Raw genomic sequence first — 24,072 nt, forward strand, 5'->3', positions numbered from 1 at the left:
GCTCAGCCGGCGCCCGCGACGCCGACATTCTGATAGACCTGTTTCAGCTCCTGGAAGTCGTGCAGCCCCTCATGGCCATAGAGCCGGCCCAGCCCGCTCTGACGGTAGCCGCCCGCCTCGGCCTCGGCATTGAGCTTGCCGTGATCGTTCAGCCAGACCACCCCGTCACGCAGCGCCCGCGCGACGCGGAAGCCACGCGCGCCGTCGCGGGTCCAGACGCTGGCCGACAGGCCAAAACTCGTGTGATTGGCCATGGCCACCGCCTCGGCCTCGGTCTCGAACCGTTCCAGCACGATGAAGGGGCCGAATATCTCTTCCTGGCAAAAGAACGCGCCGGTGTCGTTATGCGCCACCAGGCTCGGCAGCAGAAAGGCCCCGTCGCGGCGGGCATCGTCGGGCACGCCGCCCGGCACGATCACCTCGGCGCTGGAGGCCAGCGCCTCCTGAATGCGCGCATGCACCGTGTCGCGCGCCGCGAGGTCGATCATCGGCCCCATCTGCGCGCCCTTTTCCATGCCGCCCGCGACCACGATCTTGCCCACCGCCGCCGTCAGCGCGGCCTTCATCTCGTCATAGCGCGACCCATGGACGAGGATGCGCCGCGCCGCCACGCATTGCTGCCCTGAAATGGCAATCGCAGCGCCCACCAGCTTGGGCGCGATATCGGCGATATCGGCATCCTCGAAAACGATGCAGCAGGATTTGCCACCCAGCTCCAGCGACACCCGTTTCAGCGTCTCGGAGGCCGCCGCCATGATGCGCTTGCCGATGGCGGTCGAGCCGGTGAAGCTGATCATCTCCACATCCGGATGCGCCACCATGCGCTGCGCCGCCGCGTGGCCGCTTTCCATGATCATATTGACGATGCCCGCCGGCAGCGCCGCGATATCGGTCAGCCGTTTCAGCACTGCCGCCGAAATCAGCGAAGTCTGCGCGGCGGGCTTGATCACCGCGCTGCACCCGGCAGCCAGCGCCGGGGCCAGCGAGCGTGCCATGAGCGAGACCGGCGCGTTCCACGGCACGATGATGCCGACCACGCCGATGGGCTCGCGCAGCATCGAGGCGAACTCGCCCGGTGCCATCTCGACCAGCCCGCCGGTCGAGGCGCGCGCCAGCCCGGCATAGTAGCGGATCACGCTGGCGGTCTTCACCACCTCGTTGCGCGCCTGCCCCAGCACCTTGCCGTTTTCCTGCGACAGCAGCGTGCCGAGCGTATCGGCGTCGCGCTCCAGCGCGTCGGCCCAGGCCAGCAGCACCGTCTGGCGCAGGCGCGGCGATTGCGCCCAGGCGCCGGTGTCGAAGGCCACGCGCGCAGCATCGACCGCCGCGTCCAGCTCGGCCACGCCACCGTCGGCGAACCGCCCGACCAACGCGCCGGTCGCGGGATCGCGGCGCTCGTGCCAGCCCGAAGCGGGGCGCCAGTCGCCGCCGATATGATGCAATGCTTCCAGCATGGGTGTCCTCCTCGTCATTCCAGCGCGGTGATCACTTCGACCACCGCAAGCCCGCCCTTGCGGACATGTTCCGCCGCTTCGGCCAGCACCTCCGCCAGCCGCGCGCCCTCCTCCACCGGCCCCGCCGCAAAGGCGCCGAAGCTGCGCGCGAGCGAGGTCAGATCGACATCGGGGTCGCGGGTGGTCTGGCCGATATGGGCGGTGGCGGCGGAGCGGCCGCGCTGATGCGCGATCTCGCGCTGGTGCAGCTCGTCATTGCCCCAGGAGCGGTTGTTGAGCAGCACCAGCAGCAGCGGCACCTCGTGATGCATGGCGCTCCAGAGCGCACCGGGGGTCATCATGAAATCGCCGTCGCCGATCATCGCAACCGGCAGCTTGCCGCTGCCCTTGAGCCCCAGCGCCGCGCCCACGGCAGCGCCCGCGCCATAGCCGACGCCACCGCCGCCGTCGCCGCCCAGATACTGACCGGCATGGTCGAATTTCCAGTATCCCTCGGGCCAGGTGCGGTGATTGCGCACGACCAGACACCAGTCGTCCTGCTTGACCGCCTGATAGACCTCCTGCGTCACCCGCGAGAGCGGGATCGGGCTTTCCGACCAGCGGCTCTCCAGCGCCTTGGCGCGCTTTTCGGTGAGCGCGGTCTTGCGGGTGGCAAGCTCCGCGCGCCTTGTCTCTGCGGTGGCAGCAACTTCCGGCGTCAGGCGCGCCTCGACCTCGGTCACCAGCGCCTCCAGCGTCAGGAACGGATCGGAGAGCAGATGCAGGTCGCTCGGCGCGGTCGGACCGCCGAAGCGCGACCAGGAATTGCCGAAATGATCATTCAGCGACACGTCGATGACCTTGGCCTCATCGGCGGCGCTGCCCACCCCCATAATGCCGCTGCGCTTGGCACCGTAACCGCCGGTCGCCGCTGTCACATCCCGGCAATCGAGGCAGAGCAGCACATCGGCGCGGCTGCGAATCTCGCGGTCGCCGCTGAGGTTCTGCGGATGATCCGTCGCCAGACAGACAATCGACCGATCGTCGATATAGGCCGCGCCCAGCAGCTCCACCAGCCGCGCCAGCGGCGGGGTGACCCGTGCCTCGGTGCCGAACTGGCCGCCGATGATCAGCGGAAGCTCGGCGCCCAGCAGCAGGTCGGCGGCCTGTCTCACCAGCTCGGGATGCGGATAGACCGCGTGCGGCGCCTGATAGCGCGGCAGCTCCGGATCGGGCAGCACCAGATCGTCAGCGCGCTGCTCCTGATGGCCCGCGTCGATGGAGACATAGGTCGGACCCATCGGCGCCGTCAGCGCCTTGCGGCGCGCGGTCAGCATGGACTCGAGTGTCGCCGCGATGGTCGGCGGTTCGTCGGTCCATTTCACGTAAGGCCGGACCAGATCGCCCTGCGTGTTGGCCGAATGCGCCCAGTCGATAAAGCGCCGCTGCTCGGGGTCGGCGGGGCCGCTGCCGCCGAGGATCAGCAGCGGCACCTGATCGCAGAAGGCGTTGAAGATCGCCATGGAGCCGCTCATCAGCCCCACGAGGTTGTGCAGGATCGCCACTGCCGGTTTGCGCGTCGCCTTCCAGTAGCCATGCGCCATGGCGATGGCGATCATCTCATGGGTGACAAGGCAGATCTCGGGATCGCGGTTGCCGTTGTAATTCACCAGCGAGTCATGGATGCCGCGAAAGCTCGATCCGGGATTGATGAACACATATTCAGTGCCCATCCGCTCCAGCAGATCGACCACATGGTCCGAACCGTAAAGCCCGTCACCGACCTGTTTCGCGGGATAGCGGAGCTGCGGGGGGTGTTTCGGCGTATCGTTCATGCGCCCAGCCCCGGAACCGCAATGTTGAAGGATTTCGTCTCGGTATAGCTCAGCATTTCTTCCAGCCCTTCCTCACGCCCGACGCCGCTGTTCTTGAGCCCGCCATAGGGCACGCCGACATAATGCGGACCGACGCAGTTCACATAGACGTAGCCCACGCGCAGATGCCGCGCGAAGGCGAGCGCCCGGTCGATATCCTGTCCGACCACCGCCGCCGTCAGCCCCAGCGGCGAGGCGGCGTCGATGGCGGCGATCTGTGCCGGATCGCTCCAGCGCAGCGCCGAAAGCACGGGGCCAAAGATCTCCTCGGTGGCCAGCGCCGAGTCCGTTGGCACGTCGCCGAAGAGCGTCGGTTCGATCCAGTAGCCCTCCGCGAAATCCGCGCCCTCCGGACGCCCGCCGCCGCAAAGCAGCGTTGCGCCGGACTCGCGGCCCTTGGCGATGGCGCCCGAGACCTTGTCGAAATGCGCCTGGCTGATGAGCGGCCCCATGCCCGCGCCCGCGTCGAACGGATCGCCGACGCGGATCTGGGCCATCCGCGCGCGAACCTTCTCCATCACCTCGTCATAGATCGCGTCATGCACCGCCAGCAGGCTGGTCGAACCGCAGGACTGGCCCTGCCACTGGAAATTCATCCCGTCGACCGCGAGCTTTGCCGCCTTGTCGGTATCGGCATCGGGCATCACGATCATCATGTTCTTGCCGCCCAGCTCGTGGGTCACGCATTTGATCCCGGCACCGGCGGCCCGCGCGCTGATGCGCTGCGCGGTGCCGACCGAACCGATGAACCCGATGCGTTTCACCTCCGGATGCACGACCAGCGCGTCGCCGGCCTCGGCCCCCGATCCGCTGAGGATATTGACCACTCCGGCAGGCATCACCTCGCGGCAGATCTCGCCCAGGATCTGCCCGGTGAGCGGCGCCTGATCGGGAGATTTCGCCACCACGGTGTTGCCCATCACCAAGGGCGCGGCGATGCGCGAGGCAAGGAAAAAGAACGGGTGGTTGAAGGCGACGATGCGCGCCACCACGCCGAAGGGTTCGCGGGTCGAGAAATGCAGATGGCCGGGGGTGGCCGGGTAGCTGGCGCCCTGCACCGCGTGGCCAAGGCCCGCGTAATATTCCAGCCGGTCGGCGGCGCGCAGCGCATCGCCCAGCATCGGCTTGCGCAGGTTGCCGGTGTCGCGCGCGTCGAGATCGGCGATTTCCTCGGCGCGGGCACGGATCGCCGCCGCCAGCTTGCGCAGATAGCCGATGCGCCCGTCCATCGACATCCCGGCCCAGCCCGGCCCGGCCTGTTGCGCCGCCGCCACCGCAGCCTCGACATCGGCGGCCCCGGCGCGGGCGGCATAGCCCAGCACCGCACCGGTGGTGGGATCGTAACTCTCCATCCAGCGCCCGTCCGCAGCCTCGACCAGTTCGCCGCCGATCAGCAGCCGCGCACGATACTCGCTCTCCGCCATTCCGGCACTCCTCCCTATATCTTCCGCACGGCGCGCTCCTCTGCCGCGCCGTGCGTGTCCTCACCTAAGTTCATTCGTGAATGGTTTGATAATACGAAATTTGTCCCGAATGATACGTGTCAGATATTCCGTTGGTCTCTTGCCACGTTCAGCCCGGCGCGTCGCCCCGCGGTGAAGGCCCAGCCCAAATTGTTGCCCTGCCCGACGATCACCAGCCCGCCATAGCCCACCGAGCCGGCGGCATAGAGCCCGGGAACCACCGCGCCACCGGCACGCAGCACGCGCAGGTTCTCGTCCACCCGCAGCCCGCCCATGGTGGTGGAGATCGCCGGGCGCACCGGACCCAGCGCATAGAGCGGCCCTGGCGCCCAGCCTTCGGGGAGCGAGGCCGAGAGCCGCTCGGGCGGCATCCCCAGCGCCTGTGCCAGCGCCTCGGGCGAAGCGGCGGACGTGACCAGATCCGGGCGATAACGGCGAAAGTCGCGCAGATAGGCGTGCGCAACGCCCGGCGCGCTGCAAATCGCATTGGGCGGGGTGTCGAAATGCGCGGCGATGTGGGCATCGAAGACGATATGCGCCTGGCCCTTCGGCTGCCGCGACACCGCGAGGCCCGGCGCCTTTGTCTCGTCAGTAAAGCGCTCGCCTGCGGCATTGAGCAGGATCGCGCCCTGCCGGAAAAGCGCCGCGTCCGGTGTCAGGTAAGTGGCGAGAAACGGCATGGTCACCGGCTTCAGCAGCGCTTTCGGCAGGTGTTTCAGCGCCAGCCGCATCGGCTCGGCCAGCCAGCGATGCGGCGGCAGGCGTGTGACCAGACTGCCCTGGCCCTCCGGCGGCGGGAAACGCAGCTGACCCGCACGCACGATGTCGCCGTTGAGAATCTCGCCGCCCAGCTTCAGGCCCAGCTCGAACCCGGTGCCGACGCTGTGCGGGTTGATCGCGGGCATGGCATCGTATTGCGGCAGGTGGGCGTGGCGCAGCGCCTTGTGGGCGGAGAAATCGCCCGAGGCGAGAATGATCCCGCGTGTGGCGGTGATGCGTCTGCTACCGGACACGACCCCGGTCACGCGGCCCTCTTCGACGATCAGGTCGTCGACCGCCGCGCCCAGACGCAACACGCCCCCCGCGCGCCGGAAGGCGCGGGCGAGGTGAAAGATATAAGAACCTGCATTGGGCAAGGGCACCAGCATCCGGTCGCGACTGGCGCCGGGGCTGGGGAACGGCCCGCCAAAGGTCACGCCCAGACCGGCCAGCCAGTCGACGGTGGCGGGCGCCTCCTCGGCCAGCAGGCGGGTGAGCGTGGTACTGTTGCGCTCGGCCTGCGCCTGACCGGCGGTCAGCATGTCGTCGCAATGCCGCTCCGGCGTATCGTCGGCGATGCCCGCGCAACGCTGCGACCACGTGCCCGCCGCACTGACCAGCCCGGTCGAGATGGCAGTGGTGCCCCCAAGCGCCGGGCGCCGCTCCACCAGAAGCGTCTTGCACCCGCTTTGCGCCGCCGCCGTGGCCGCCGCGAGCCCCGCGCCGCCGCCGCCCACGACGATCACCTCGTAACGGTCTTCCGCAGGCATCAGACCAGATCCCGCAGCGCCGGGTGAATGAGCGTCTCCAGCTCCAGCCGACCCGGCGTCAGCCCCTGCTCGAAGGCGCAGTCCAGTGCGAATTCAAGGCTCTTGCGGTTTGCCTCCAGCCCGAAGGGCGCCACGTCATATCCCAACTCCGACCGCGGCGTCGCGCGGGCCGCCTCGCCCAGCATCTGCCAGACCTGCCGCACCGCCTCGGGATACCGCGAGACCAGTTCCTCATCCGCCGCAACGATGTGGTTGATCTGCATGACACCGGTGCGCGCGACCCAGTCCCGCGCCGCCGCGTCGGGATCGGCGATCACGCAGCGCAGCCCGGGATGGGTGATCTCGCGGCCCAGCACCGCCGCATCGACGGTGCCATCGAGCAGCAGCTCTTCCAGACTGCGCCCCTCGGCGTCTAGACGCTGCACATGCGGCGGGTCGCAGATCCCGTCCACATGAGAGTCGTCGGTGCAGAGCCAGTGCAGCTCCTCGGGGGCGATGCCGTATTGATGCCAGAGGATCGCCCGTACCAGCGTCACGGTGGTCACCGAATAGGAGCGTGCGGCGATGCGTTTGCCGCGCAGCGCTTCCGGGCCCCAGCGCTCGTCCGCGCGGGCGGCGAGAAAGCGGTGCTGGAACCGCCCCATGACCACCGCCGGCAGCAATGTCAGCGGACGCCCCATCGCGCGGGCCTGAAGAAAGGTCATCAGCGGCAGCTCGGAGATATCGTAAGCGCCCTCGCGCACCATCCGACGAAAGCCCTGCGGTGGCGTGCTGGCGTGGCAGAACTCAAGCTTCAGCCCGGGCGCCGAAAGACGCCCGGACAGCAGGGCCCGCGTGTTGGGCCGGTCGACCAGATGCACCCGCAGCGGGCGGGCACAGAGCCGGTCTTCGGTTTTGGTGTTACGCACCGCCGGGCTCCGGCGATGCGTGAGGCCTGCCGATCATTCGACAAACACCTCGTTGCGCGATTTCCGCACATTCGGCAGCGCGACGATCAGGATCATCACCAGTGCCACCAGCAGGATCCCCGCCGAGATCGGACGCACCACGAAGGTGCCGATCTCGCCATGCGCCAGAAGCATCGCGCGGCGGAAATTCTCCTCGAGCATCGGCCCGAGCAGGAAGCCGAGCAGCAACGGCGCCGGTTCGCAGTCCAGTTCCCAGACGATGAAGCCGAAGATGAAGGCCACCAGAAGGACGTAGAGGCCGAAGCCGCTATTGGTCACGCTGAACACCCCGATGCAGCAGAAGCCGACGATGGCCGGGAACAGGAACCGGTAGGGCACCGTCAGCAGGCGCACCCAGACCCCGATCAGCGGCAGGTTCAGCACCACCAGCATCAGGTTGCCGAGCCACATTGAGGCGATGACGCCCCAGAACAGCTCGGGTCGCTCGTTGATGACATTGGGGCCGGGGGTGATGCCCTGGATGATCAGCGCGCCGATCATCATCGCCATCACCGGGTTCGACGGGATGCCCAGCGTCAGCATCGGGATGAAGGAGGTCTGCGCGCCGGCATTGTTGGCGCTCTCCGGCCCCGCGACACCCTCGATCGCCCCCTTGCCGAAGCGAGACGGGTCTTTCGCCATCTTGCGCTCGGTGGTGTAGGAGACGAAGGAGGAGAGCAGCGACCCGCCGCCCGGCAGCACGCCCAGCACAGAGCCGATGCCTGTGCCGCGCACCACCGGCATGGCGATCTGCTTGATCTCCTGCCAGCTCAGCATCAGCCGGCCGATGCTGCTCTTGGTGACGGTGCGCTCTTCGGGCGAGCGCAGGTTGCGCACGACTTCGCCCAGACCAAAGATCCCCATGGCCAGCGCCGAGAAGGACACCCCGTCCATCAGCTCGGGGATATCCATGGTCATGCGGGTGACGCCGGTATAGACATCCTGCCCCACCAGCCCGAGCAGAATGCCGAGCACCGCCATGGTGATCGCCCGCAGCACCGAGCCGGAGGCCAGCGACACCGCGCCCAAAAGCCCCAGCACCATGAGCGAGAAATACTCCGCCGAGCCGAAGCTCATCGCCAGCTTGGTCAGCGGCGGCGAGGCCAGTGCGATGACGAAGGTGGCGACCGTGCCGGCAAAGAACGACCCAAGCGCCGCCGTGGCGAGCGCCGCCCCGGCGCGGCCCTGCTGGGCCATCTGGTAGCCGTCGAGCACCGTCACCGCCGCCGAGGACTCGCCCGGCAGGCTGAGCAGGATCGCGGTGGTCGAGCCGCCATATTGCGCGCCGTAATAGATGCCCGCCAGCAGCACCAGCGCGGATTCCGGCGGCACACCGTAGGTGATCGGCAGCAGCAGCGCGATGGTCGCCACAGGCCCGATGCCCGGCAGGACCCCGATCAGGGTGCCCATCAGCACACCGAGAAAGCAATACATGATGTTCTGGCTCGCAAGCGCGACGCTCAGACCGAGTTCGAGATGTTGGAAAAGCTCCATGATGGTCTCTCGCTCAATAGCTCACGAGCCAAGGCCCGAAGGTCGGCACGACGGCGCCGAGCCCGACCTTGAACACCAGCCAGGAAAAGACCGACATGACCGCGCTCAGGCAGGTGGCCGAGAGCAGCGTGTTGCGCTTGTCGGCCATGGCGGCGGCGAAGATGGTCAGGAACAGCGTCGGCATCAGGCCGAGGCCCCGGATCGTCGACCCGAAGAACAGCAGCGCCACGACGATCATGATGATCGGGCGCCAGGGGATCGTCACGGTCGAGACGTCCGGCTTGCGCAGCCCCTCGACCAGGCTGACGACGCCAAGGATAAGCAGAAGCATCGCCATCGCGAAGGGGAAATACCCCGGCCCGAGCTGGCTCAGCGTTCCGAGATCGAGCTGTAGCGCGCCAAAGGCGAACGCGATTGCGAAGGCGATGAAAACCAGCCCTGCCCCGACCGTTTTATTGACTCTTACTTCCTGCATGATGCGAATTTCCTCCCTATCCGAACCTGTACGTTCCGCCGCACGCCGGGTGCTGCCCGCCATGGATGCGGCGGGCAGCAGGCGTCACGACCGGAGCCGCCGCTCAGTCTTTCCTGATGTTCAGCTGCTCGACCACCGGGCCCCAGAGCGCGGTCAGCGAGTCGACCGCCGCCGCAAGATCCTCGGGGCTGCCCCCGACCGGATCCATCGCCATCGAGCTCAGCAGCTTCTTGCCCGCCTCGCCATCGAGATACTCGTTGATCGCGCCGTTCATGCTGGCGATGATCTCGTCCGGCGTGCCGGCTGGTGCCCAGATCGACTGAAGCCCCGAGGTTCCGAAATCGGCGAACTCCTCCACGCCGGTCTCGTTCAGCGCCGGAACGTCCGGGAACAGCGACATGCGGTCCTCGGTGCCCACGGCAAGCGCCTTGAGCGTCTCCGTGGAAAGCTGCGAGGTGTACCCCTGCAAGCCGTCGACACCATACATGAGCTGACCCGCGACCAGATCGTTCGAAAGCGGCCCGCCGCCCTTGTAGGGGATCACGTTCACTTCGAGGTCGAGCCGCCGGGCAGTCTCGGCCAGCAGCATATGGGGCGTGCTGCCGATGCCCGGAATGCCCACGTTGAGCTGACCGGGCTCGGCCCGCGCCAACTCGACGAACTCGGCAAATGTATTGGCCTCGGCCTCGGGGTTCGCGACGAAGACCATGGCGCTCTTGTTGAGCCGGATCACCGGCACAAAGGCTTCTTCGAAATCGTAGTCGAGATTGCCGTAGACCATCTTGTTGATCACCGCCACGCCAGTCGGCGCGAACAGGAAGGTATAGCCATCTGGATCGGCCTTGGCCGCGGCGGACGCGCCGATGCTGCCACCGGCACCGCCACGGTTCTCGATGATGAACTGCTGGCCGAATTTCTCGCTGAGAAACTGCGCCACGGCGCGGGCCATCGTGTCGGAGCTGCCGCCCGCGGAATAGGGCACGATGATGGTCGGCGGCCGCGACGGCCACTCATCGGCGCTCGCAAGGCCCGGCAGCAAAAGCGTCGCAACGGCGGCAACGCTTGCAATCAGTCGTTTCATGATATCCTCCCTGGATCTCTTCTATCGGCGATGTGCCGGGGTACCGAACGAAATGGCATGTTCGCGGTCGCAGACGTTTCTCCTCCCATCTGCTTGCGCTATTGCACGGACCCGCCCGTAAGCCGGGCTTGGCGGCAAATGCTCCGGTTCGCTCGAAGCTCCCCGTTCGTCACGGTGACCCAAATCCCAAATCAATGTAAAATACGAACCTACAATACTTTCATATGGCACTCATATGAAACCTGACTGCGCGATGCGCTTTTTCCCTGCGCGCACCATCCCGTCAGCGACGTGGCCCCAGTTAACATAGCACCGGCGTATCAAGACAAACAAAATCAGTATTTTGCCGGATCCCGGCATGGTTGTCTCATGACCCTGTCCCGAGTCGTGCCCGCCCTCCGGCGGGCAGCAGCGCTTCGGACATACGCATCTGAAGACAATCACCGGACCCTCAGCCATGTCAGACCACGCGCCCACCCCCGACACACAGACCGATGTGGCCGTGATCGGCGCCGGCCCGGCGGGGCTTGCCGCCGCCGTCGCCGCCGCCTCGGCGGGCGCCTCGGTGACGGTGGTCGAGCTTTGCGACGATATCGGCGGGCGCGGTATCGTCAGCGGCGGCAATATCCATCTCGGCGGCGGCAACGCGCTTCAGGCGCGGCTGGGGATCGAGGACACGCCGGATGCGGTGTTCGCCGACTGGGTGCGCCACGATCTGCCCGAAAGCCGGTTCTGCGACCGCGATCTGGTGCGCGCCTATGCGGATCACAGCGTTGAAACCTATGAGTTTCTCGCCGAGCATGGCGTGCGCTTCATCGACACGCCCACGGCGGTCAAGCTCGATGTGAAATCGGTCGGACCGCAAAGCGTGCCCCGGGTGTTTCGCTGCGAGGAATGGCCGGTCGCCGAAGAGCTCGCACTGCGCGAAAGCGGGCGCAACGGGTCGGGTCTGGTCCGCGCGCTGGAGCGCAGCGCACGGCGGCTGGGGGTCGTGTTCCGGCTCGGTCACCGGATGACGCGGATCGCGCCAGGGCCCGAGGGTCAGCCGCAGATCGTGGAAGGCACCGCGCCGGACGGCCCCTTTGCGATCACCGCCCGGCGCGGCATCGTGCTGGCCACCGGCGGCAGCACCGGCAACGTCAACTTCCGGCGGATCTTCGACCCGCGACTGACCGAGGAATACCAGCAGGTCGGCGCGCCGGTGGCGCAGCAGACCGGCGATGGCGAGATCGCGGCGATGGCCTATGGCGCCTCGCTCTGGGGCACGGCGGCGCAGACGGCGGGCACCTGTCTGGTGATGGCCAAGACCCATCACATCGGCTGCCGCTGGGGTTACAAGCGGCTGAAATACCGCACTGACAGCCCGCATTTCCCCCGCGCCGGCGCCACCGGGCTGACGGTGAGCGACTGGCAGAACGTCATCCTCGTCAATCAGGCTGGCAAGCGGTTCTGGAACGAAGAGGACGAGGATCAGGCGTTTTTCGATGCCGCGATGGGCTATTGCAGGCGCGAGGGCGCACCCGACGGCGGCGGCCCGATCTGGGCAATCTTCGATGCCGATGCGGTCGCGCGTGAGGGCTGGACCCCGGAGCCGCCGCATGTGGACCCGCGCTATTTCGCCAAAGGCGAGACGCTGGGCGAGCTGGTCGCCAATCTCGACAACCCCTATCAGAGCACCCCGCTGGACCGGGCGGCGCTCGCCGAGACGGTGGCGCGGTACAATTGCTTTGTCGCCGAGGGGGTGGACCGGGATTTCGGCAAGCCCCAGCCACGCTATCCGATCGCCCGCCCGCCGTTTTACGCCGCCTGGGCCACGCCGATGATCCATGACAGCCTCGCCGGGCTGCGGATCGACGGAGGCGCAAGGGTGATCGGCCTGGATGGCGCGCCAATCCCCGGGCTGTTCTGCGCCGGCGAGAGCCATGGCGGCTTTCCGCAGCACGGGCTGGGACGCTCGGTGCTGTTCGGGAGGCTGGCGGGGCTGGGGGCTGCGCGGCGGGAAGGGTAGGATTTCCGTTTCCTGACGCGGTCCCTGCCAGAGTTGCCATGGGAGCCGCGCCGGGTATGGTTCGAGCCGCAGCCACCGACATGGATCACTTGATCCCCGCAAACACAAGAAAACCGCCCGGCGCAGAACGCCGGGCGGATCGGGGAAGAGCAGGTTGCGCGGCGGGGGGAGCACACCGCGCAACGGGTTGCCTCAGATCGTCAGCTCTTCCACCTTGTAGCGCGATGTGACCGTTTCCTTCGAAGTCATGAACTCGAGCAGCACCGGAATGCCCTGCTGCGTCTTCTCGATGCCCCGCCGGATCGCCGGCACGATATCCTCGGGCCGGGTCACCCGCTCGCCATAGCCGCCAAAGGCCGTCGCCATGTCGGCATAGTTGCCGCTGATATCGGTCGAACGGAATTTCTCGGTCGAGACCGGCATCACGTCGAGTTCCAGCGCCATGCAATAGTTGTTCAGAAGCACCGACATGATCGGGATGCGCTCGCGCACACAGGTCTCGAAATCCATGCCGGTAAAGCCGATGGCCGCATCGCCCCACACATTGATGCAGAGCTTGTCCGGGCAGGCCACCTTGGCCCCCATCGCAAGTCCCAGCCCGTAGCCGAGCTGCGTGGTCTTGCCCCAGCCGATATAGCTGAGCGGCGTCTCGCTCTGCCAGAAGGGCGAGAGCTGGTCGCGCGGGCTGCCGGCATCGTGGGTAATGATGGTGTTGGGCATATCCACGGTCTTTTGCAGATCCCAAAGCACCCGGTAGGGCGAGAGCGGTGCCTCATCCGAGGTAAGCTTGGGCAGCCATTCCGCCAGCCAGCCCTCATGCACCTCCTTGATCTCCGCGACCACGGCGCTGCGGTCACGCGGGCCGGAGAGCCGGGCTTTCATGACATCCAGCATCGCCGTCAGTGTCAGCCGCGAGTCGCCCAGCAGGCCGATCTCCAGCGGGATATCCTTGGCCAGATGGTTGGCGTCGTTGGTGTTGTGGATGACTTTCTTGCCGCTCGGCATCGCCACCCCGAAGGAGGTCTTGGTAAAGCTGCACCCGACACCGAAGATCACATCGGAGCGGTCTAGGAAATGCCGCACCGTGCGCGGGATCGCGGCCCCGCCCGACCCCAGCGCCAGCTCGTGGGTTTCGGGAAAGGCGCTTTTGCCCTCGAGGCTGGTGCAGATCGGAATGCCCGACAGCTCGACGAACTCTTTCAGCTCGGGCCAGGCCTTTGCGTAATGCACCCCCTGCCCCGCATAGATCACCGGGCGCTCGGCCGAGAGCAGCAGATCCACCGCCGCCTCGATCTCTGCCGGATCGGGCATCGAGCGCGCGATCTTGGCCGGCACGTAATCGAGCGGCTCGGGCACTTCCTCCTGCCAGATATCCTTGGGGATCTCGACCAGCACTGGCCCGCCCCGGCCGTTGCGCAGGCGCGAGAACGCCCGGCGCATGATGTCGGGCACATCGGCGCCGCTGGTGATCGGCTCGGCGGACTTTGTCACCGAGCGCATGCTGGTCACCGAGTTGAAATTCGGCTCCACATGCGCGGCCTTGCGGTCGTAACCCATGGGCATGACCAGCAGCGGCACGGATTCGCCATAAGCCTGCGCCACGCCGCCAAAGGCGTTCTCGGCGCCGGGGCCGTGCTGCATGACGAAGACACCGATTTTTTCGCCCGATGTCATGCGCGAGATCGCGTCGGCCATATGCAGCCCGACCCGTTCCTGACGCACGATGATCGGACGGATATCCGCCTTGGCGCTGTATTCGAGCATGTGGTTGAGCGGGTATCCGGCCACGACCTCGATACCCTCCCGTTTCAGGATCTCTGCGATTGCCTCACCGACCTTCATGTCACCTCCCTTGCGACCGCCTGCCCCGGGGACACGGAAACCGCGCGGACAGGCAGACTTGTTCTGCACCCTGCCGGACTGGCGGGGCACACGTGGCGAGCCTGCGGCAGTTCATACGGTGAGTAAAATACATATGGTGTCTTTCAGGATATGGCAGAGCGCATGCATAGCCACGATCCGGCAGTTTCCCATTGTACTGAATATGATGTCCACCGTCGCGACCGACGTTTTCCGTCCGGGCATGGGGCGTCATGCATATCTGTTAACTATCCAACGCCCCGGCGCAGAATATTGGCGCGCGCGCGGCTTTTGCGCCAAGCTCGCCCCGAGCAGATCGCGTTTCGAAGGGGGGAGAATGTTTCGAGCCAGGATCGCCAATGTCGCGGATCTCGAAAGGCGGGCGCGGCAACGCATGCCGCGTTTCGCCTATAATTACCTGACCGGGGGCGCCGGAGACAGCGCCAGCACGCATCGCAACCGCCGCGCGCTTCAGGAGATGGTCTTTGCCACGCGCCGGCTGGTCGGCGCCGATATCCGCACCGAAGTCAAGCTCTTCGGGCAAGAATACAGCGCACCGCTGGGGGTCGCCCCTTTGGGCATGGCAAATGTCGCCTGGCCCGGGCTCGACCTGATGCTGGCGCGCAGCGCCCGAGAGGCCAGGCTGCCCTTCGTGCTGAGCACCATGGCCACCACCACGATCGAAGCGGCGGCAGAGGCGGCGGAAGAGTGCTTCTGGTTCCAGCTCTATATCGCGAAATCCGACGAGATCACCTTTGGCCTGATCGACCGCGCGCGCGAGGCCGGCACCGATGTGCTGGTACTGACCGTCGATGTGCCCGCGCCCTCGCGCCGCAACGCCTCGATCCGCGATGGGTTCGAGCTGCCGCTGCGCTATACGCCAAGGCTGCTCGCCGATCTGGCCCTGCATCCGCGCTGGAGCATCCAGACCCTGCTGGCCGGCGCCCCGCTGATGCGGAACTATGCCGCCTACGCGAAATCCGAGAACACCCAGAAGGTTGGCGCCTTTGCCGGCAAGCGCAACAAGTTCGGCACCACCTGGGACGACTTCAAGCGCATCCGCGAGGCCTGGCAGGGACGTCTGGTGATCAAAGGCATTTCCAACGGCGAGGACGCCGCCCGCGCGGTGCGCGAAGGGGCGGACGCGGTCTGGGTGTCGAACCATGGCGGGCGACAGCTCGAATCCTCACCCGCGACCGTCGATCTGCTGCCCGCGGTGCGCGCGGCGACCCCCGACAACGTTCCGGTGTTTTTCGACGGCGGCGTGCGCGGCGGCGAGGATATCGTCAAGGGCACGGCGCTTGGCGCGGATATGGTTTTCGCGGGCCGCAGCTTTGCCTATGCGGGCGCGGCGGGCGGTCAGGCCGCGACGACGCAATGCATGGAGATCCTGATCGCCGAAATGCGCTCGACCATGGCGCAGATCGGCCTGCACAGCCCCGAAGCGCTGCGCAGCGCGCCTGTCTTCTTCGGCCAGGAAGCGGAGCGGATGGTGCCCGGCAAGGCCGCCGAGTGAGAAAAAACGCAACGGGGCCAATTGGCCCGCGGTTCGGCATGGAGGAGAGCCAATGTACAAGACAATCCTGATCGCAACGGATGGCAGCCCGCTTGCCGGCAAGGCGCTGGAGCACGGCGTCGCGCTGGCCAAGGCCGTCGGCGCCGAGATCGTCGTGGTCACGGTGACCGAGATGTGGTCGGCGCTGGACATGTCGCGGGAGCGACCGAAACAGGCGGTGCAGGCGATTCAGGCCTATGAGGCGCACGAGTCAGATCATGCCCGGACGATCCTCGACGCGGCCTGCGGTCTGGCCCGCGATGCGGGTGTCGCCTGCGAGACCTGCCATGTCGGCGACCAGCACCCGGCGGAGGGCATCCTTCAGGCGGCGAAGATGTCGAATGCGGACCTGATCGTGATGGCGACGCATGGCCGGCGCGGCGTCAACCGCGTGCTGCTGGGCAGCCAAACCAACGAGGTGGTGACCCACAGCGACATTCCGGTGCTCGTCCTGCGCTAGAGCCCGCCTCTCGCTAGGCCCGTTCGGGCCGGCGATCCGCTGCGTTTCCGCCCTCGGCCATATCCACGTCATAGCGCTGGAGCTTGGCCCGCAGCACCTCGACGATGCGCTCCGCGGCCAGTGAGGGCGGACGCGAGGCGGGCAGCATGATCCAGACATTCATCGTGGTCAGCGGCACGATCGGGCGGCGGACGAGCTTGTCCTCGCCATAGCCCAGCCCGACAAAGGGCGGCACGATGGAGACACCGGCGCCGCCGGCGACGAAATCGCAGGCGGTTTCCGACATCGGCACCTCGACCACCGCGCGTTTCTGCACGCCGCGTAGCTGAAAGGCCCGGTCGATGGTCATGATCGAACAATCGTCGCGCGCCAGCCCGACAAAGGGCTCATCCTTGAGATCCTCGACCCGGATCAGCCGTTTGGAGGCCAGCGGATGCGCGGCGGGCAACGCGCAGATCATCGCAAAGCGCATCACCAGCTCCGAGCGCACATTGGGGTGCTCGAAAGGCTGCACCGACAGGCCGATGTCGATCTGCTGGCCCTCGACCAGCTCGGCGACTCGCGGGCTCGACTGGCTGGTGATCGAGATGTGCATATTCTTCTGCGCGGCCATCAGCGGGCCAAGCGCATGGGCCAGAAAACGGGCAGAGAGCGCCGGCGGCGCGGCGATGGTGACCTCGCCCCACTCGCGATCCCGAACGGCGCGGGCGAGCTTCTGAATCCGGTCCGTGCCCGAAAACAGGCGCGAGACTTCGGAGGCCAGAAGCTGCGCGTCTGAGGTCGGCAGCATGCGACCGCCGCTGCGGGTGAAGAGCCGGAAGCCGCAGTTTTCCGAAAACGATTTCAATAGTTTGCTGACGGCGGGCTGGGAGATGCCCAGCCGTTCACCGGCGAGCGTGACGGATCCCGTTTCCATCACCGCGTGAAAGGCTTCGAGCTGGCGAATGTTCATTCCGGCGGTATCCCCTGGTCAACCACAGTATGAGGTTTCGTTATAACGCTTGGAGAATAAGCGATTTGACTTTCATGTTAGCCTGCCGCTCGCATGGTGTCATCCGGGAAAACCAGCTGGGCAACGCCAAGGATGAGACACATGCGAAACAGGAAGGTACTGAAATGAATAAACTGGCATATCTGTGCGGCGCCGCCGCGCTTGCCCTCGCGCCGGCTGCCCAGGCCCAGGTGCTGACGGTCTGCCTCGAAGGCGCACCGGAGATCTTCAATCCCGAGCTGACCAGCAACGGCACCACCGCCTATGTGCTCGGCCAGATCTATGATGGGCTCGTCTCGGTCGAGCGCGGCGGTTCGGGGATCGAACCGGCGTTGGCCGAAAGCTGGGAGGTCTCGGAAGACGGCAAGACCTACACGTTCCACCTGCGCGAAAACGTGAGCTGGCAGTCGAACGATGCCTTCACGCCCACCCGCCCGATGAACGCCGATGACGTGGTCTTTACCTTTGCGCGGATGATGGATCCCGAGCATCCGTTCTACGAGGTCTCGGGCGGCAACTACCCGACCTTCAACGCCAAGCTGGCGGACAATCTCGACGCGGTGGAGAAGATCGACGAGCACACCGTCGCCTTTACCCTGAAAGCGCCGCTGGCGGCGTTCATCGGCACTATGGCGCATGGCTCCATCGGTATCACCTCCGCCGAATACGCTGACGCGATGATGGCCGCCGGCACGCCCGAGCAGATGGATCTGCAACCGATCGGCACCGGCCCCTTCCAGCTTCAGGCCTATCAGACCGACGCCATTGTCCGCCTGCTGCCCTTCGCGGACACCTGGGGCGCGGGTATCGGCGACGATCTGCGCACGCCCATGGTGGATGCGGTGGTCATGGCGATCTCGGGCGATGCCACGGTGCGGCTGCAACGGGCACTGGCCGGGGAATGCCTGATCGGGCTCTACCCCAACCTCGCCGACAAGGAGACCATCGAGGCCTCCGACACCGTCGACGCGGTGCAGACCCCCGTCGCCTCCACCGGCATGCTGCATTTCAACTTCGGCGAGGAAAAATTTCAGGATCAGAAGGTGCGTCAGGCGCTGGCGCAGGCCATCGACATGGAAACCCTTGTCGAGGTCGTCTATAGCGGCATGGGCCATGTGACCGGCGCCGTGGTGCCGCCGGCGCTCTGGGGCCATGCTGAGGATATCGCCCCCTGGCCCTACGACCCCGAAGCCGCCAAGGCGCTGCTGGCCGAGGCCGGCTATCCCGACGGGTTCGACACCCAGGTCTGGGCGGTGCCCGTCGCGCGCCCCTACATGCCGAACGGCCGCCGCGCCGCCGAGATCGTGCAGGCCGACTGGGCCGAGATCGGCGTGACCGCCGAGATCGTGACCTATGAATGGGCCGAATACATCCAGCGCGCGCGGGCCGGCGAGGCGCAGGTTGGCATGTTCGGCGGGATCTACGATTTCCCCGATCCCAGCCAGATCCCCAACAACTACCTCACCTGCTCGCCCGAGGGCAAAACCGCGCCGTCGAATATCGGCGCCTGGTGCGACGATGGCTTCAACGCGGTGATGCGCGAGGCCGGCTCGATCACCGATCAGGAGGAGCGGATCGCGCTCTATCACGAGGCGCAGCAGATCGTGCATGACGAGGTGCCGGTGGTCGTCCTCGGCGGCGCCGACACCATCACTGCGGTGAACAAGAGCGTGAAAGGCTACGTGCCGGCGATCTTCGGCTCCTCGCGCCTGTCGGGGGTGAGCGTCGAATGAAAGTGACTGTGATTGGCGCCGGGATCCTCGGCGCCAGTACCGCCTATCACCTAGCCCTTGCCGGGCATGACGTGACCGTCGTCGATCAGGAGCATCAGGGCAAGGCGACCCTCGCGGGGGCCGGCATCGTCTGCCCCTGGGCCACCAAGCTCGACGAGCCGGAATGGTACAAGATGTACGCCGCCGGGGCGCATTACTACGAGGAGCTGGTCGCGGGGCTCGCCGAACGCGGGCAAAGCGATGTCGGCTACCGCAAGGTCGGCGCGCTGGTGACCGCCGAAGACCCCGATGTCTACGACGCTGCGGGCGAACGGCTGGCGCGGCGCACCGCCAAGGCGCCCGAATCCGGTGGCTTCGAGGAAATCTCACCGGAGCAGGCGCAGGCGCGCTTCCCGCCGATCAACCCGGCGTTCAGGGCCTTCTATGTGCCGGGTGGCGCTCGGGTGAATGCCCGGCAGCTCGCGCCGGCCATGCTGCGCGCGGCGGTGGCGCTCGGCGCGACATTCCTCAGCGATCTCGCCACGCTGGAGCTCGACGGCGCCTGCGCCAAGGTGCTGGACGGGCGCGGCGAAGAGATCCCTTCGGACAAGATCGTGGTGACCGCCGGCGCCTGGGCCGCGCAGATCCTCGGGCCGCTGGCGCTGCATCATCCTGTCAAGCCGCAGCGCGGGCAGATCCTGCATTTCGGTATGAAGGGCGCGGATACATCGCGCTGGTCGGTGCTGTTGCCGATGGCGAGCCATTACCTGCTGGCCTTCGATGACAGCCGCGTCGTGGTCGGCGCCACCCGCGAGGACGGCAAAGGCTTCGACTACCGGGTGACCTGCGAAGGCCAGCACGAGGTGCTGAGCGCCGCGCTGCGCTACGCCCCCGGCCTCGCCGATGCCACGCTGCTGGAAACCCGCATCGGCTTCCGCCCCGCCCCGCCCGGATTCCGTCCGATCCTCGGCCCGGTGCCGGGCATCGACGGGCTGATCCTCGGCAACGGGCTCGGAGCCGCCGGCCTGACCATCGGCCCCTTCGCCGGCCGTCAGCTCGCCCGCGTCGCTGCGGGAGAGGCCCCCGAGCTCAGCCTCGATCCCTACAGCCCCGCCGCCTGAGCGGGGCCAACCCCAAGACCGAAAGACAGACAATGACCAAACGCTTCAACTCCCGCCCGCACCTGCATGGCGGCGTCGTCCATAACGGCGTGCTCTACGCCTCGGGCCATGCGGCGACCGATCTCGATCTCGACATGAAGGGCCAGACCGCCGAGATCTGCGAAAAGCTCGACGCACTGCTGGCGCAGGTCGGCAGCGACAAGACAAAGCTGCTGCACGCGCGCGTTTACCTGTCGGACATGTCCGCCAAGGCGCAGATGAACGAGGCCTGGATGGAGTGGCTCGACGCCGCGCACATGCCGTCGCGCGCGGCGATCGGCGGCTGCGATCTGGGCGATCCGAAACGGCTCGTGGAAATCGTGGTCACCGCCGCGATCGACTGAGGTCTGCATACGCGCGGCCCCCTTCCCCGTGGGTCGCGCCGACTGCCGGGTCGCGCGTCCCTTTCTGCGCGACCCGGCCTTTGGAAAGGATGCATCCTTGCTCCGTTACCTTCTGGGAAAGCTGGCGGTGCTGGTCCCCACCTTTTTCGGCATCACCATCGTCGCCTTCGGCTTTGTCCGGGTGCTGCCCGGCGATCCGATCATGCTGATGGCCGGCGAGCGCGGGCTGACCCCGGAGCGGCATGCGCAGCTGATGGCGCAATACGGCTTCGACCGGCCGCTCTGGCAGCAATACCTCTCCTATCTCGGAGATCTGTTCCGGGGCGATCTGGGTACGTCGCTCGTCACCCACCGCCCGGTGGCCGAGGACTTCCTGACCTTCTTCCCCGCCACGATGGAGCTGGGCCTTTGCGCCATGACGCTGGCGATCTGCATCGGCCTGCCGCTGGGGGTGCTGGCGGCTGTGAAGCGCGGCAGCTGGTTCGAGCAGATTTCGATGTCCACGGCGCTGGTCGGCTATTCGATGCCGATCTTCTGGTGGGGCCTTCTGATGATCATCCTGTTCTCGGGCACGCTGGGCTGGACCCCGGTCTCGGGCCGGATCTCGCTGATGTACTATTTCCCGCAGGTCACCGGCTTCATGCTGATCGACAGCCTGCTTTCGGGACAGGCGGGCGCCTTCCGCTCGGCGGTGCTGCACCTGATCCTGCCCTCGGTGGTGCTGGCCACCATCCCGACGGCGGTGATCGCGCGGCAATCGCGTTCGGCCATGCTGGAAGTGCTGTCGGAGGATTTCGTGCGCACCGCACGGGCCAAGGGGCTGGGCCCCGCGATGGTGGTGGGCCGTCACGCGCTGCGCAACGCGCTGATCCCGGTGGTCACGGTGATCGGGCTTCAGGTCGGATCGCTCATGGCGGGCGCCATCCTCACCGAGACGATCTTTTCCTGGCCGGGCATCGGCAAGTGGATCGTCGATTCCATCTCGAAACGCGACTACCCGGTGGTGCAGGGCGGCCTGCTGGTCATTGCCGTGGTGGTGATGATCGTGAACCTGATCGTGGATCTGCTCTATGCCGTCATCAATCCGAGGATCCGTCATGGCTGATCCCGCTACACTTGAAGCAAACGACGCCGGCACGACCCGCGCCGCGCTGGCCGGGTTCTGGAGCGATTTCCGCCGCAACCGGGGCGCCGTGATCGGGCTGGCGGTGATCGGCTTGCTGGTACTCGTCGCGCTCTTTGCGCCGCTGCTCGCGCCGCACAACCCGACGCAGCAATACCGCGACGCGCTGCTGCTTCCGCCGGTCTGGGAGACGGGGGGCCGGGGCGCCTATCTGCTCGGCACCGACGCGCTTGGGCGCGACATCCTCTCGCGGCTGATCTTCGGCGCGCGCTATTCGCTGCTGATCGGGCTCATAGTGGTGACCATCGCGCTCACCGGTGGCATCGCGATCGGGCTGATCTCGGGCTATTTCGGCGGCTGGATCGACACGCTGATCATGCGGGTGATGGACGTGATCCTCGCCTTTCCTTCGCTGCTGCTGGCGCTGGTGCTGGTGGCGATCCTCGGCCCCGGGCTCACCAATGCGATGATCGCCATCGCGCTGGTGCTGCAACCGCATTTCGCCCGGCTCGCCCGCGCCAGCGTGATGAGCGAGAAGACCCGCGAATACGTGGTCGCCGCGCGCATCGCCGGGGCCTCGCCGCTGCGGCTGATGGTGCGCACGATCCTGCCCAATTGCCTCGCGCCGCTGATCGTGCAGGGGACGCTCTCTTTCTCGACCGCGATCCTCGATGCAGCCGCGCTCGGCTTTCTCGGGCTCGGCGCGCAGCCGCCCACCCCGGAATGGGGCACCATGCTCGCCGATGCGCGCGAGTTCATCCTGCGCGCCTGGTGGGTCGTGACCTTTCCCGGCCTCGCCATCCTGATCACGGTGCTGGCGATCAACCTTTGCGGCGACGGGCTGCGCGACGCGCTCGATCCCCGGCTGAAGAGGAGCTGAGATGTCCCATCTTCTCGAAATCCGCAACCTGACGGTGACATTCGACACCGCCAAGGGACCGCTCACCGCCGTCTCGGGCATCGACCTGCATGTGGACGCGGGCGAAGTGCTCGCCATCGTCGGCGAAAGCGGCTCGGGAAAGTCGGTGGCGATGCTGGCGGTAATGGGGCTTTTGCCCGAGACCGCCACGGTCGGCGCCGATCTGGTGCGTTTCGACGGCACCGACCTCATGGCGCTGAGCCCGCGCGCCCGCCGCCGCATCATCGGCCGCGATATCGCGATGATCTTTCAGGAACCCGTCGCCTCGCTGAACCCCGCCTTCACCGTCGGCCTCCAGATCGGCGAGGTGCTGAAAAAGCATCAGGGACTTGGACGTGCCGCCCGCCGCGCCCGCACGCTGGAGCTGCTGGAGGCGGTGGGGCTGCCCGACCCGGCTGGCAAGCTCACCGCCTTTCCGCACCAGATGTCGGGCGGGCAGTGTCAGCGGGTGATGATCGCCATGGCCATCGCCTGCGCGCCCAAGCTGCTGATCGCCGACGAGCCGACAACGGCGCTCGACGTGACCATTCAAAAGCAGATCCTCGACCTGCTCATCGACCTTCAGGAGGAGAGCGGCATGGGGCTGATCATGATCACCCATGACATGGGCGTGGTGGCCGAAACAGCCGACCGCGTCATCGTCCAGTATCAGGGCGTGAAGCGCGAGGAGGCCGATGTGCTGTCGCTCTTCGAGGCGCCGCAGGATTCCTATACCCGCGCGCTGCTCTCCGCCCTGCCGGAGCGCGGCAGCGACGGGCCGCTCGACGGGGTGGCGCTCCAATGAGTGCCCGGCCTCCCATCGTGCTCGAAGCCCAGGGGCTGATCCGCGACTATCCCGGCAAGGGCAGGCTGCTGCGCAAGGCCACACCGGTGCGTGCGCTGAAGGGCGTCGACCTGGTGCTGCGCCAGGGCCGCACCCTGTCGGTGGTGGGCGAGTCGGGCTGCGGAAAATCCACCCTCGCCCGGATCCTGACACTGATCGACCCGGCCACGGATGGCACATTGCTCATCGACGGCAAGGCGGTCGACATCGCCCGCTTTCGCCCCTCGGCGGAGCTGCGGCGCAAGGTGCGGATCGTCTTTCAGAACCCCTATGGCTCGCTCAACCCGCGCCAGAAGGTCGGCGACGCGCTGGCCGAAGAGCTGCTGCTCAACACCGGCCTCGGCGCGGCGGAGCGGCGCGCGCGGATAGGCGAGATGCTGGAGCGCGTGGGTCTGAGCGGCGCCCATGCCGGGCGCTACCCGCATATGTTCTCGGGCGGTCAGCGCCAGCGCATCGCCATCGCCCGGGCGCTCATGGTCAACCCGCGCATCCTCATACTCGACGAGCCGGTCAGCGCGCTGGATCTCTCGGTGCAGGCGAAGGTGCTGAACCTGCTGGCCGATCTGCAACGCGATTTCGACCTCTCCTACATCTTCATCAGCCACGACCTCTCGGTGGTGCGCCGGATCTCGGACGAGGTGATGGTGATGCAGGCCGGCGAGGTGGTCGAGCGCGGCAGCCGCAACGCCGTCTTCGGCGATCCGCAACACCCCTATACCCGCCAGCTTCTCGCCGCGACGCCCTCGACGGATACCGGCGCCATCCGCGCGCGGCTGGCCCGCCGGGCCGCGCTGCGTGCCGCACGCGGCGCCTGACAGGAG

The 24,072-nt window shown here is 66.9% G+C and carries 20 protein-coding genes; 10 read left to right on the top strand and 10 right to left on the bottom strand.

Going from position 1 to position 24,072, the window contains the following annotated elements:
• Nucleotides 1-2: 2 nt before the first annotated feature.
• The 8 genes from Ga0080574_RS01670 to Ga0080574_RS01705 form a co-directional block, all read right to left on the bottom strand.
• A complete protein-coding gene (locus tag Ga0080574_RS01670) occupies nt 3-1,454 on the bottom strand; it encodes an aldehyde dehydrogenase family protein (protein WP_076694628.1) in 1,452 nt (483 codons plus the stop codon).
• 14 nt (nt 1,455-1,468) lie between these two features.
• Entirely contained in the window at nt 1,469-3,268 is a 1,800-nt protein-coding gene (locus Ga0080574_RS01675; RefSeq protein WP_076694631.1) for a thiamine pyrophosphate-binding protein, read from the bottom strand.
• The gene (locus Ga0080574_RS01680; protein WP_076694634.1) at nt 3,265-4,731 is read right to left on the bottom strand and encodes an aldehyde dehydrogenase family protein; all 1,467 of its coding nucleotides are present in this window, start codon (nt 4,729-4,731) and stop codon (nt 3,265-3,267) included. Before Ga0080574_RS01680 ends, Ga0080574_RS01675 begins: the two co-directional genes overlap by 4 nt.
• 119 nt (nt 4,732-4,850) lie before the next feature.
• Nucleotides 4,851-6,299, bottom strand: a complete 1,449-nt coding sequence (locus Ga0080574_RS01685; protein WP_076694637.1) for an FAD-dependent oxidoreductase — start codon at nt 6,297-6,299, stop codon at nt 4,851-4,853.
• Nucleotides 6,299-7,207 (bottom strand): substrate-binding domain-containing protein, encoded by a 909-nt coding sequence (locus Ga0080574_RS01690; RefSeq protein WP_083716714.1) that lies wholly within the window; start codon nt 7,205-7,207, stop codon nt 6,299-6,301. Before Ga0080574_RS01690 ends, Ga0080574_RS01685 begins: the two co-directional genes overlap by 1 nt.
• Nucleotides 7,208-7,240: 33 nt before the next feature.
• On the bottom strand, nt 7,241-8,740 hold the full coding sequence (locus Ga0080574_RS01695) for a tripartite tricarboxylate transporter permease (RefSeq protein WP_076694640.1): 1,500 nt from the start codon (nt 8,738-8,740) through the stop codon (nt 7,241-7,243).
• Nucleotides 8,741-8,753: 13 nt separating this feature from the next.
• Nucleotides 8,754-9,215, bottom strand: a complete 462-nt coding sequence (locus Ga0080574_RS01700; RefSeq protein WP_076694643.1) for a tripartite tricarboxylate transporter TctB family protein — start codon at nt 9,213-9,215, stop codon at nt 8,754-8,756.
• Nucleotides 9,216-9,318: 103 nt separating this feature from the next.
• Entirely contained in the window at nt 9,319-10,296 is a 978-nt protein-coding gene (locus Ga0080574_RS01705; RefSeq protein ID WP_076694646.1) for a Bug family tripartite tricarboxylate transporter substrate binding protein, read from the bottom strand.
• 457 nt (nt 10,297-10,753) lie between these two features.
• On the opposite strand from Ga0080574_RS01705, the gene Ga0080574_RS01710 reads away from it, so the two are divergent.
• Complete coding sequence (locus Ga0080574_RS01710; RefSeq protein ID WP_076694649.1) at nt 10,754-12,304, top strand: FAD-dependent oxidoreductase; 1,551 nt, start codon at nt 10,754-10,756, stop codon at nt 12,302-12,304.
• A gap of 192 nt (nt 12,305-12,496) precedes the next feature.
• Here Ga0080574_RS01710 and Ga0080574_RS01715 read toward each other — a convergent pair whose 3' ends face one another.
• Nucleotides 12,497-14,146: a thiamine pyrophosphate-requiring protein gene (locus Ga0080574_RS01715; RefSeq protein ID WP_076694652.1), complete on the bottom strand. Its 1,650-nt coding sequence runs from the start codon at nt 14,144-14,146 to the stop codon at nt 12,497-12,499.
• 355 nt (nt 14,147-14,501) lie between these two features.
• Between Ga0080574_RS01715 and Ga0080574_RS01720 the strand changes: the two genes are divergently transcribed.
• Nucleotides 14,502-15,680: an alpha-hydroxy acid oxidase gene (locus Ga0080574_RS01720; protein ID WP_076694655.1), complete on the top strand. Its 1,179-nt coding sequence runs from the start codon at nt 14,502-14,504 to the stop codon at nt 15,678-15,680.
• Between the two features lie 52 nt (nt 15,681-15,732).
• Nucleotides 15,733-16,179 (top strand): universal stress protein, encoded by a 447-nt coding sequence (locus Ga0080574_RS01725; protein ID WP_076694658.1) that lies wholly within the window; start codon nt 15,733-15,735, stop codon nt 16,177-16,179.
• A gap of 13 nt (nt 16,180-16,192) precedes the next feature.
• Here the strand turns inward: Ga0080574_RS01725 and Ga0080574_RS01730 are convergent, their stop codons facing one another.
• The gene (locus Ga0080574_RS01730; RefSeq protein ID WP_076694661.1) at nt 16,193-17,131 is read right to left on the bottom strand and encodes a LysR substrate-binding domain-containing protein; all 939 of its coding nucleotides are present in this window, start codon (nt 17,129-17,131) and stop codon (nt 16,193-16,195) included.
• A 164-nt stretch (nt 17,132-17,295) separates the two neighbouring features.
• Between Ga0080574_RS01730 and Ga0080574_RS01735 the strand changes: the two genes are divergently transcribed.
• The 7 genes from Ga0080574_RS01735 to Ga0080574_RS01765 all read left to right on the top strand — a co-directional run bounded on the left by Ga0080574_RS01735 (nt 17,296) and on the right by Ga0080574_RS01765 (nt 24,066).
• Complete coding sequence (locus Ga0080574_RS01735) at nt 17,296-18,903, top strand: ABC transporter substrate-binding protein (RefSeq protein WP_076694664.1); 1,608 nt, start codon at nt 17,296-17,298, stop codon at nt 18,901-18,903.
• Nucleotides 18,900-20,003, top strand: a complete 1,104-nt coding sequence (locus Ga0080574_RS01740; protein ID WP_076694665.1) for an NAD(P)/FAD-dependent oxidoreductase — start codon at nt 18,900-18,902, stop codon at nt 20,001-20,003. The genes Ga0080574_RS01735 and Ga0080574_RS01740 overlap by 4 nt, the downstream gene beginning before the upstream one ends.
• A gap of 32 nt (nt 20,004-20,035) precedes the next feature.
• Complete coding sequence (locus Ga0080574_RS01745; protein ID WP_076694668.1) at nt 20,036-20,386, top strand: RidA family protein; 351 nt, start codon at nt 20,036-20,038, stop codon at nt 20,384-20,386.
• Nucleotides 20,387-20,483: 97 nt separating this feature from the next.
• On the top strand, nt 20,484-21,491 hold the full coding sequence (locus tag Ga0080574_RS01750) for an ABC transporter permease subunit (protein WP_076694670.1): 1,008 nt from the start codon (nt 20,484-20,486) through the stop codon (nt 21,489-21,491).
• Nucleotides 21,484-22,389, top strand: a complete 906-nt coding sequence (locus Ga0080574_RS01755; RefSeq protein ID WP_076694673.1) for an ABC transporter permease subunit — start codon at nt 21,484-21,486, stop codon at nt 22,387-22,389. The genes Ga0080574_RS01750 and Ga0080574_RS01755 overlap by 8 nt, the downstream gene beginning before the upstream one ends.
• Before the next feature lies 1 nt (nt 22,390).
• Nucleotides 22,391-23,212: an ABC transporter ATP-binding protein gene (locus tag Ga0080574_RS01760; RefSeq protein WP_076694676.1), complete on the top strand. Its 822-nt coding sequence runs from the start codon at nt 22,391-22,393 to the stop codon at nt 23,210-23,212.
• Nucleotides 23,209-24,066: an ATP-binding cassette domain-containing protein gene (locus tag Ga0080574_RS01765; RefSeq protein ID WP_076694679.1), complete on the top strand. Its 858-nt coding sequence runs from the start codon at nt 23,209-23,211 to the stop codon at nt 24,064-24,066. Before Ga0080574_RS01760 ends, Ga0080574_RS01765 begins: the two co-directional genes overlap by 4 nt.
• Nucleotides 24,067-24,072 lie beyond the last annotated feature (6 nt).

Origin of the sequence: Salipiger abyssi, assembly GCF_001975705.1 — a bacterium.
In the GTDB taxonomy this organism is placed as follows: Bacteria; Pseudomonadota; Alphaproteobacteria; order Rhodobacterales; family Rhodobacteraceae; genus Salipiger; species Salipiger abyssi.

Bases quoted from the DNA above. Each gene is read 5' to 3' on its own strand.
- Ga0080574_RS01680 (WP_076694634.1), bottom strand. From the start codon at position 4,731: ATGGCGGAGAGCGAGTATCGTGCGCGGCTGCTGATCGGCGGCGAACTG.
- Ga0080574_RS01685 (WP_076694637.1), bottom strand. From the start codon at position 6,299: ATGCCTGCGGAAGACCGTTACGAGGTGATCGTCGTGGGCGGCGGCGGC.
- Ga0080574_RS01720 (WP_076694655.1), top strand. From the start codon at position 14,502: ATGTTTCGAGCCAGGATCGCCAATGTCGCGGATCTCGAAAGGCGGGCG.
- Ga0080574_RS01730 (WP_076694661.1), bottom strand. From the start codon at position 17,131: ATGAACATTCGCCAGCTCGAAGCCTTTCACGCGGTGATGGAAACGGGA.
- Ga0080574_RS01735 (WP_076694664.1), top strand. From the start codon at position 17,296: ATGAATAAACTGGCATATCTGTGCGGCGCCGCCGCGCTTGCCCTCGCG.
- Ga0080574_RS01715 (WP_076694652.1), bottom strand. From the start codon at position 14,146: ATGAAGGTCGGTGAGGCAATCGCAGAGATCCTGAAACGGGAGGGTATC.
- Ga0080574_RS01740 (WP_076694665.1), top strand. From the start codon at position 18,900: ATGAAAGTGACTGTGATTGGCGCCGGGATCCTCGGCGCCAGTACCGCC.
- Ga0080574_RS01710 (WP_076694649.1), top strand. From the start codon at position 10,754: ATGTCAGACCACGCGCCCACCCCCGACACACAGACCGATGTGGCCGTG.
- Ga0080574_RS01700 (WP_076694643.1), bottom strand. From the start codon at position 9,215: ATGCAGGAAGTAAGAGTCAATAAAACGGTCGGGGCAGGGCTGGTTTTC.
- Ga0080574_RS01675 (WP_076694631.1), bottom strand. From the start codon at position 3,268: ATGAACGATACGCCGAAACACCCCCCGCAGCTCCGCTATCCCGCGAAA.
- Ga0080574_RS01755 (WP_076694673.1), top strand. From the start codon at position 21,484: ATGGCTGATCCCGCTACACTTGAAGCAAACGACGCCGGCACGACCCGC.
- Ga0080574_RS01760 (WP_076694676.1), top strand. From the start codon at position 22,391: ATGTCCCATCTTCTCGAAATCCGCAACCTGACGGTGACATTCGACACC.
- Ga0080574_RS01670 (WP_076694628.1), bottom strand. From the start codon at position 1,454: ATGCTGGAAGCATTGCATCATATCGGCGGCGACTGGCGCCCCGCTTCG.
- Ga0080574_RS01745 (WP_076694668.1), top strand. From the start codon at position 20,036: ATGACCAAACGCTTCAACTCCCGCCCGCACCTGCATGGCGGCGTCGTC.
- Ga0080574_RS01725 (WP_076694658.1), top strand. From the start codon at position 15,733: ATGTACAAGACAATCCTGATCGCAACGGATGGCAGCCCGCTTGCCGGC.
- Ga0080574_RS01705 (WP_076694646.1), bottom strand. From the start codon at position 10,296: ATGAAACGACTGATTGCAAGCGTTGCCGCCGTTGCGACGCTTTTGCTG.
- Ga0080574_RS01765 (WP_076694679.1), top strand. From the start codon at position 23,209: ATGAGTGCCCGGCCTCCCATCGTGCTCGAAGCCCAGGGGCTGATCCGC.
- Ga0080574_RS01695 (WP_076694640.1), bottom strand. From the start codon at position 8,740: ATGGAGCTTTTCCAACATCTCGAACTCGGTCTGAGCGTCGCGCTTGCG.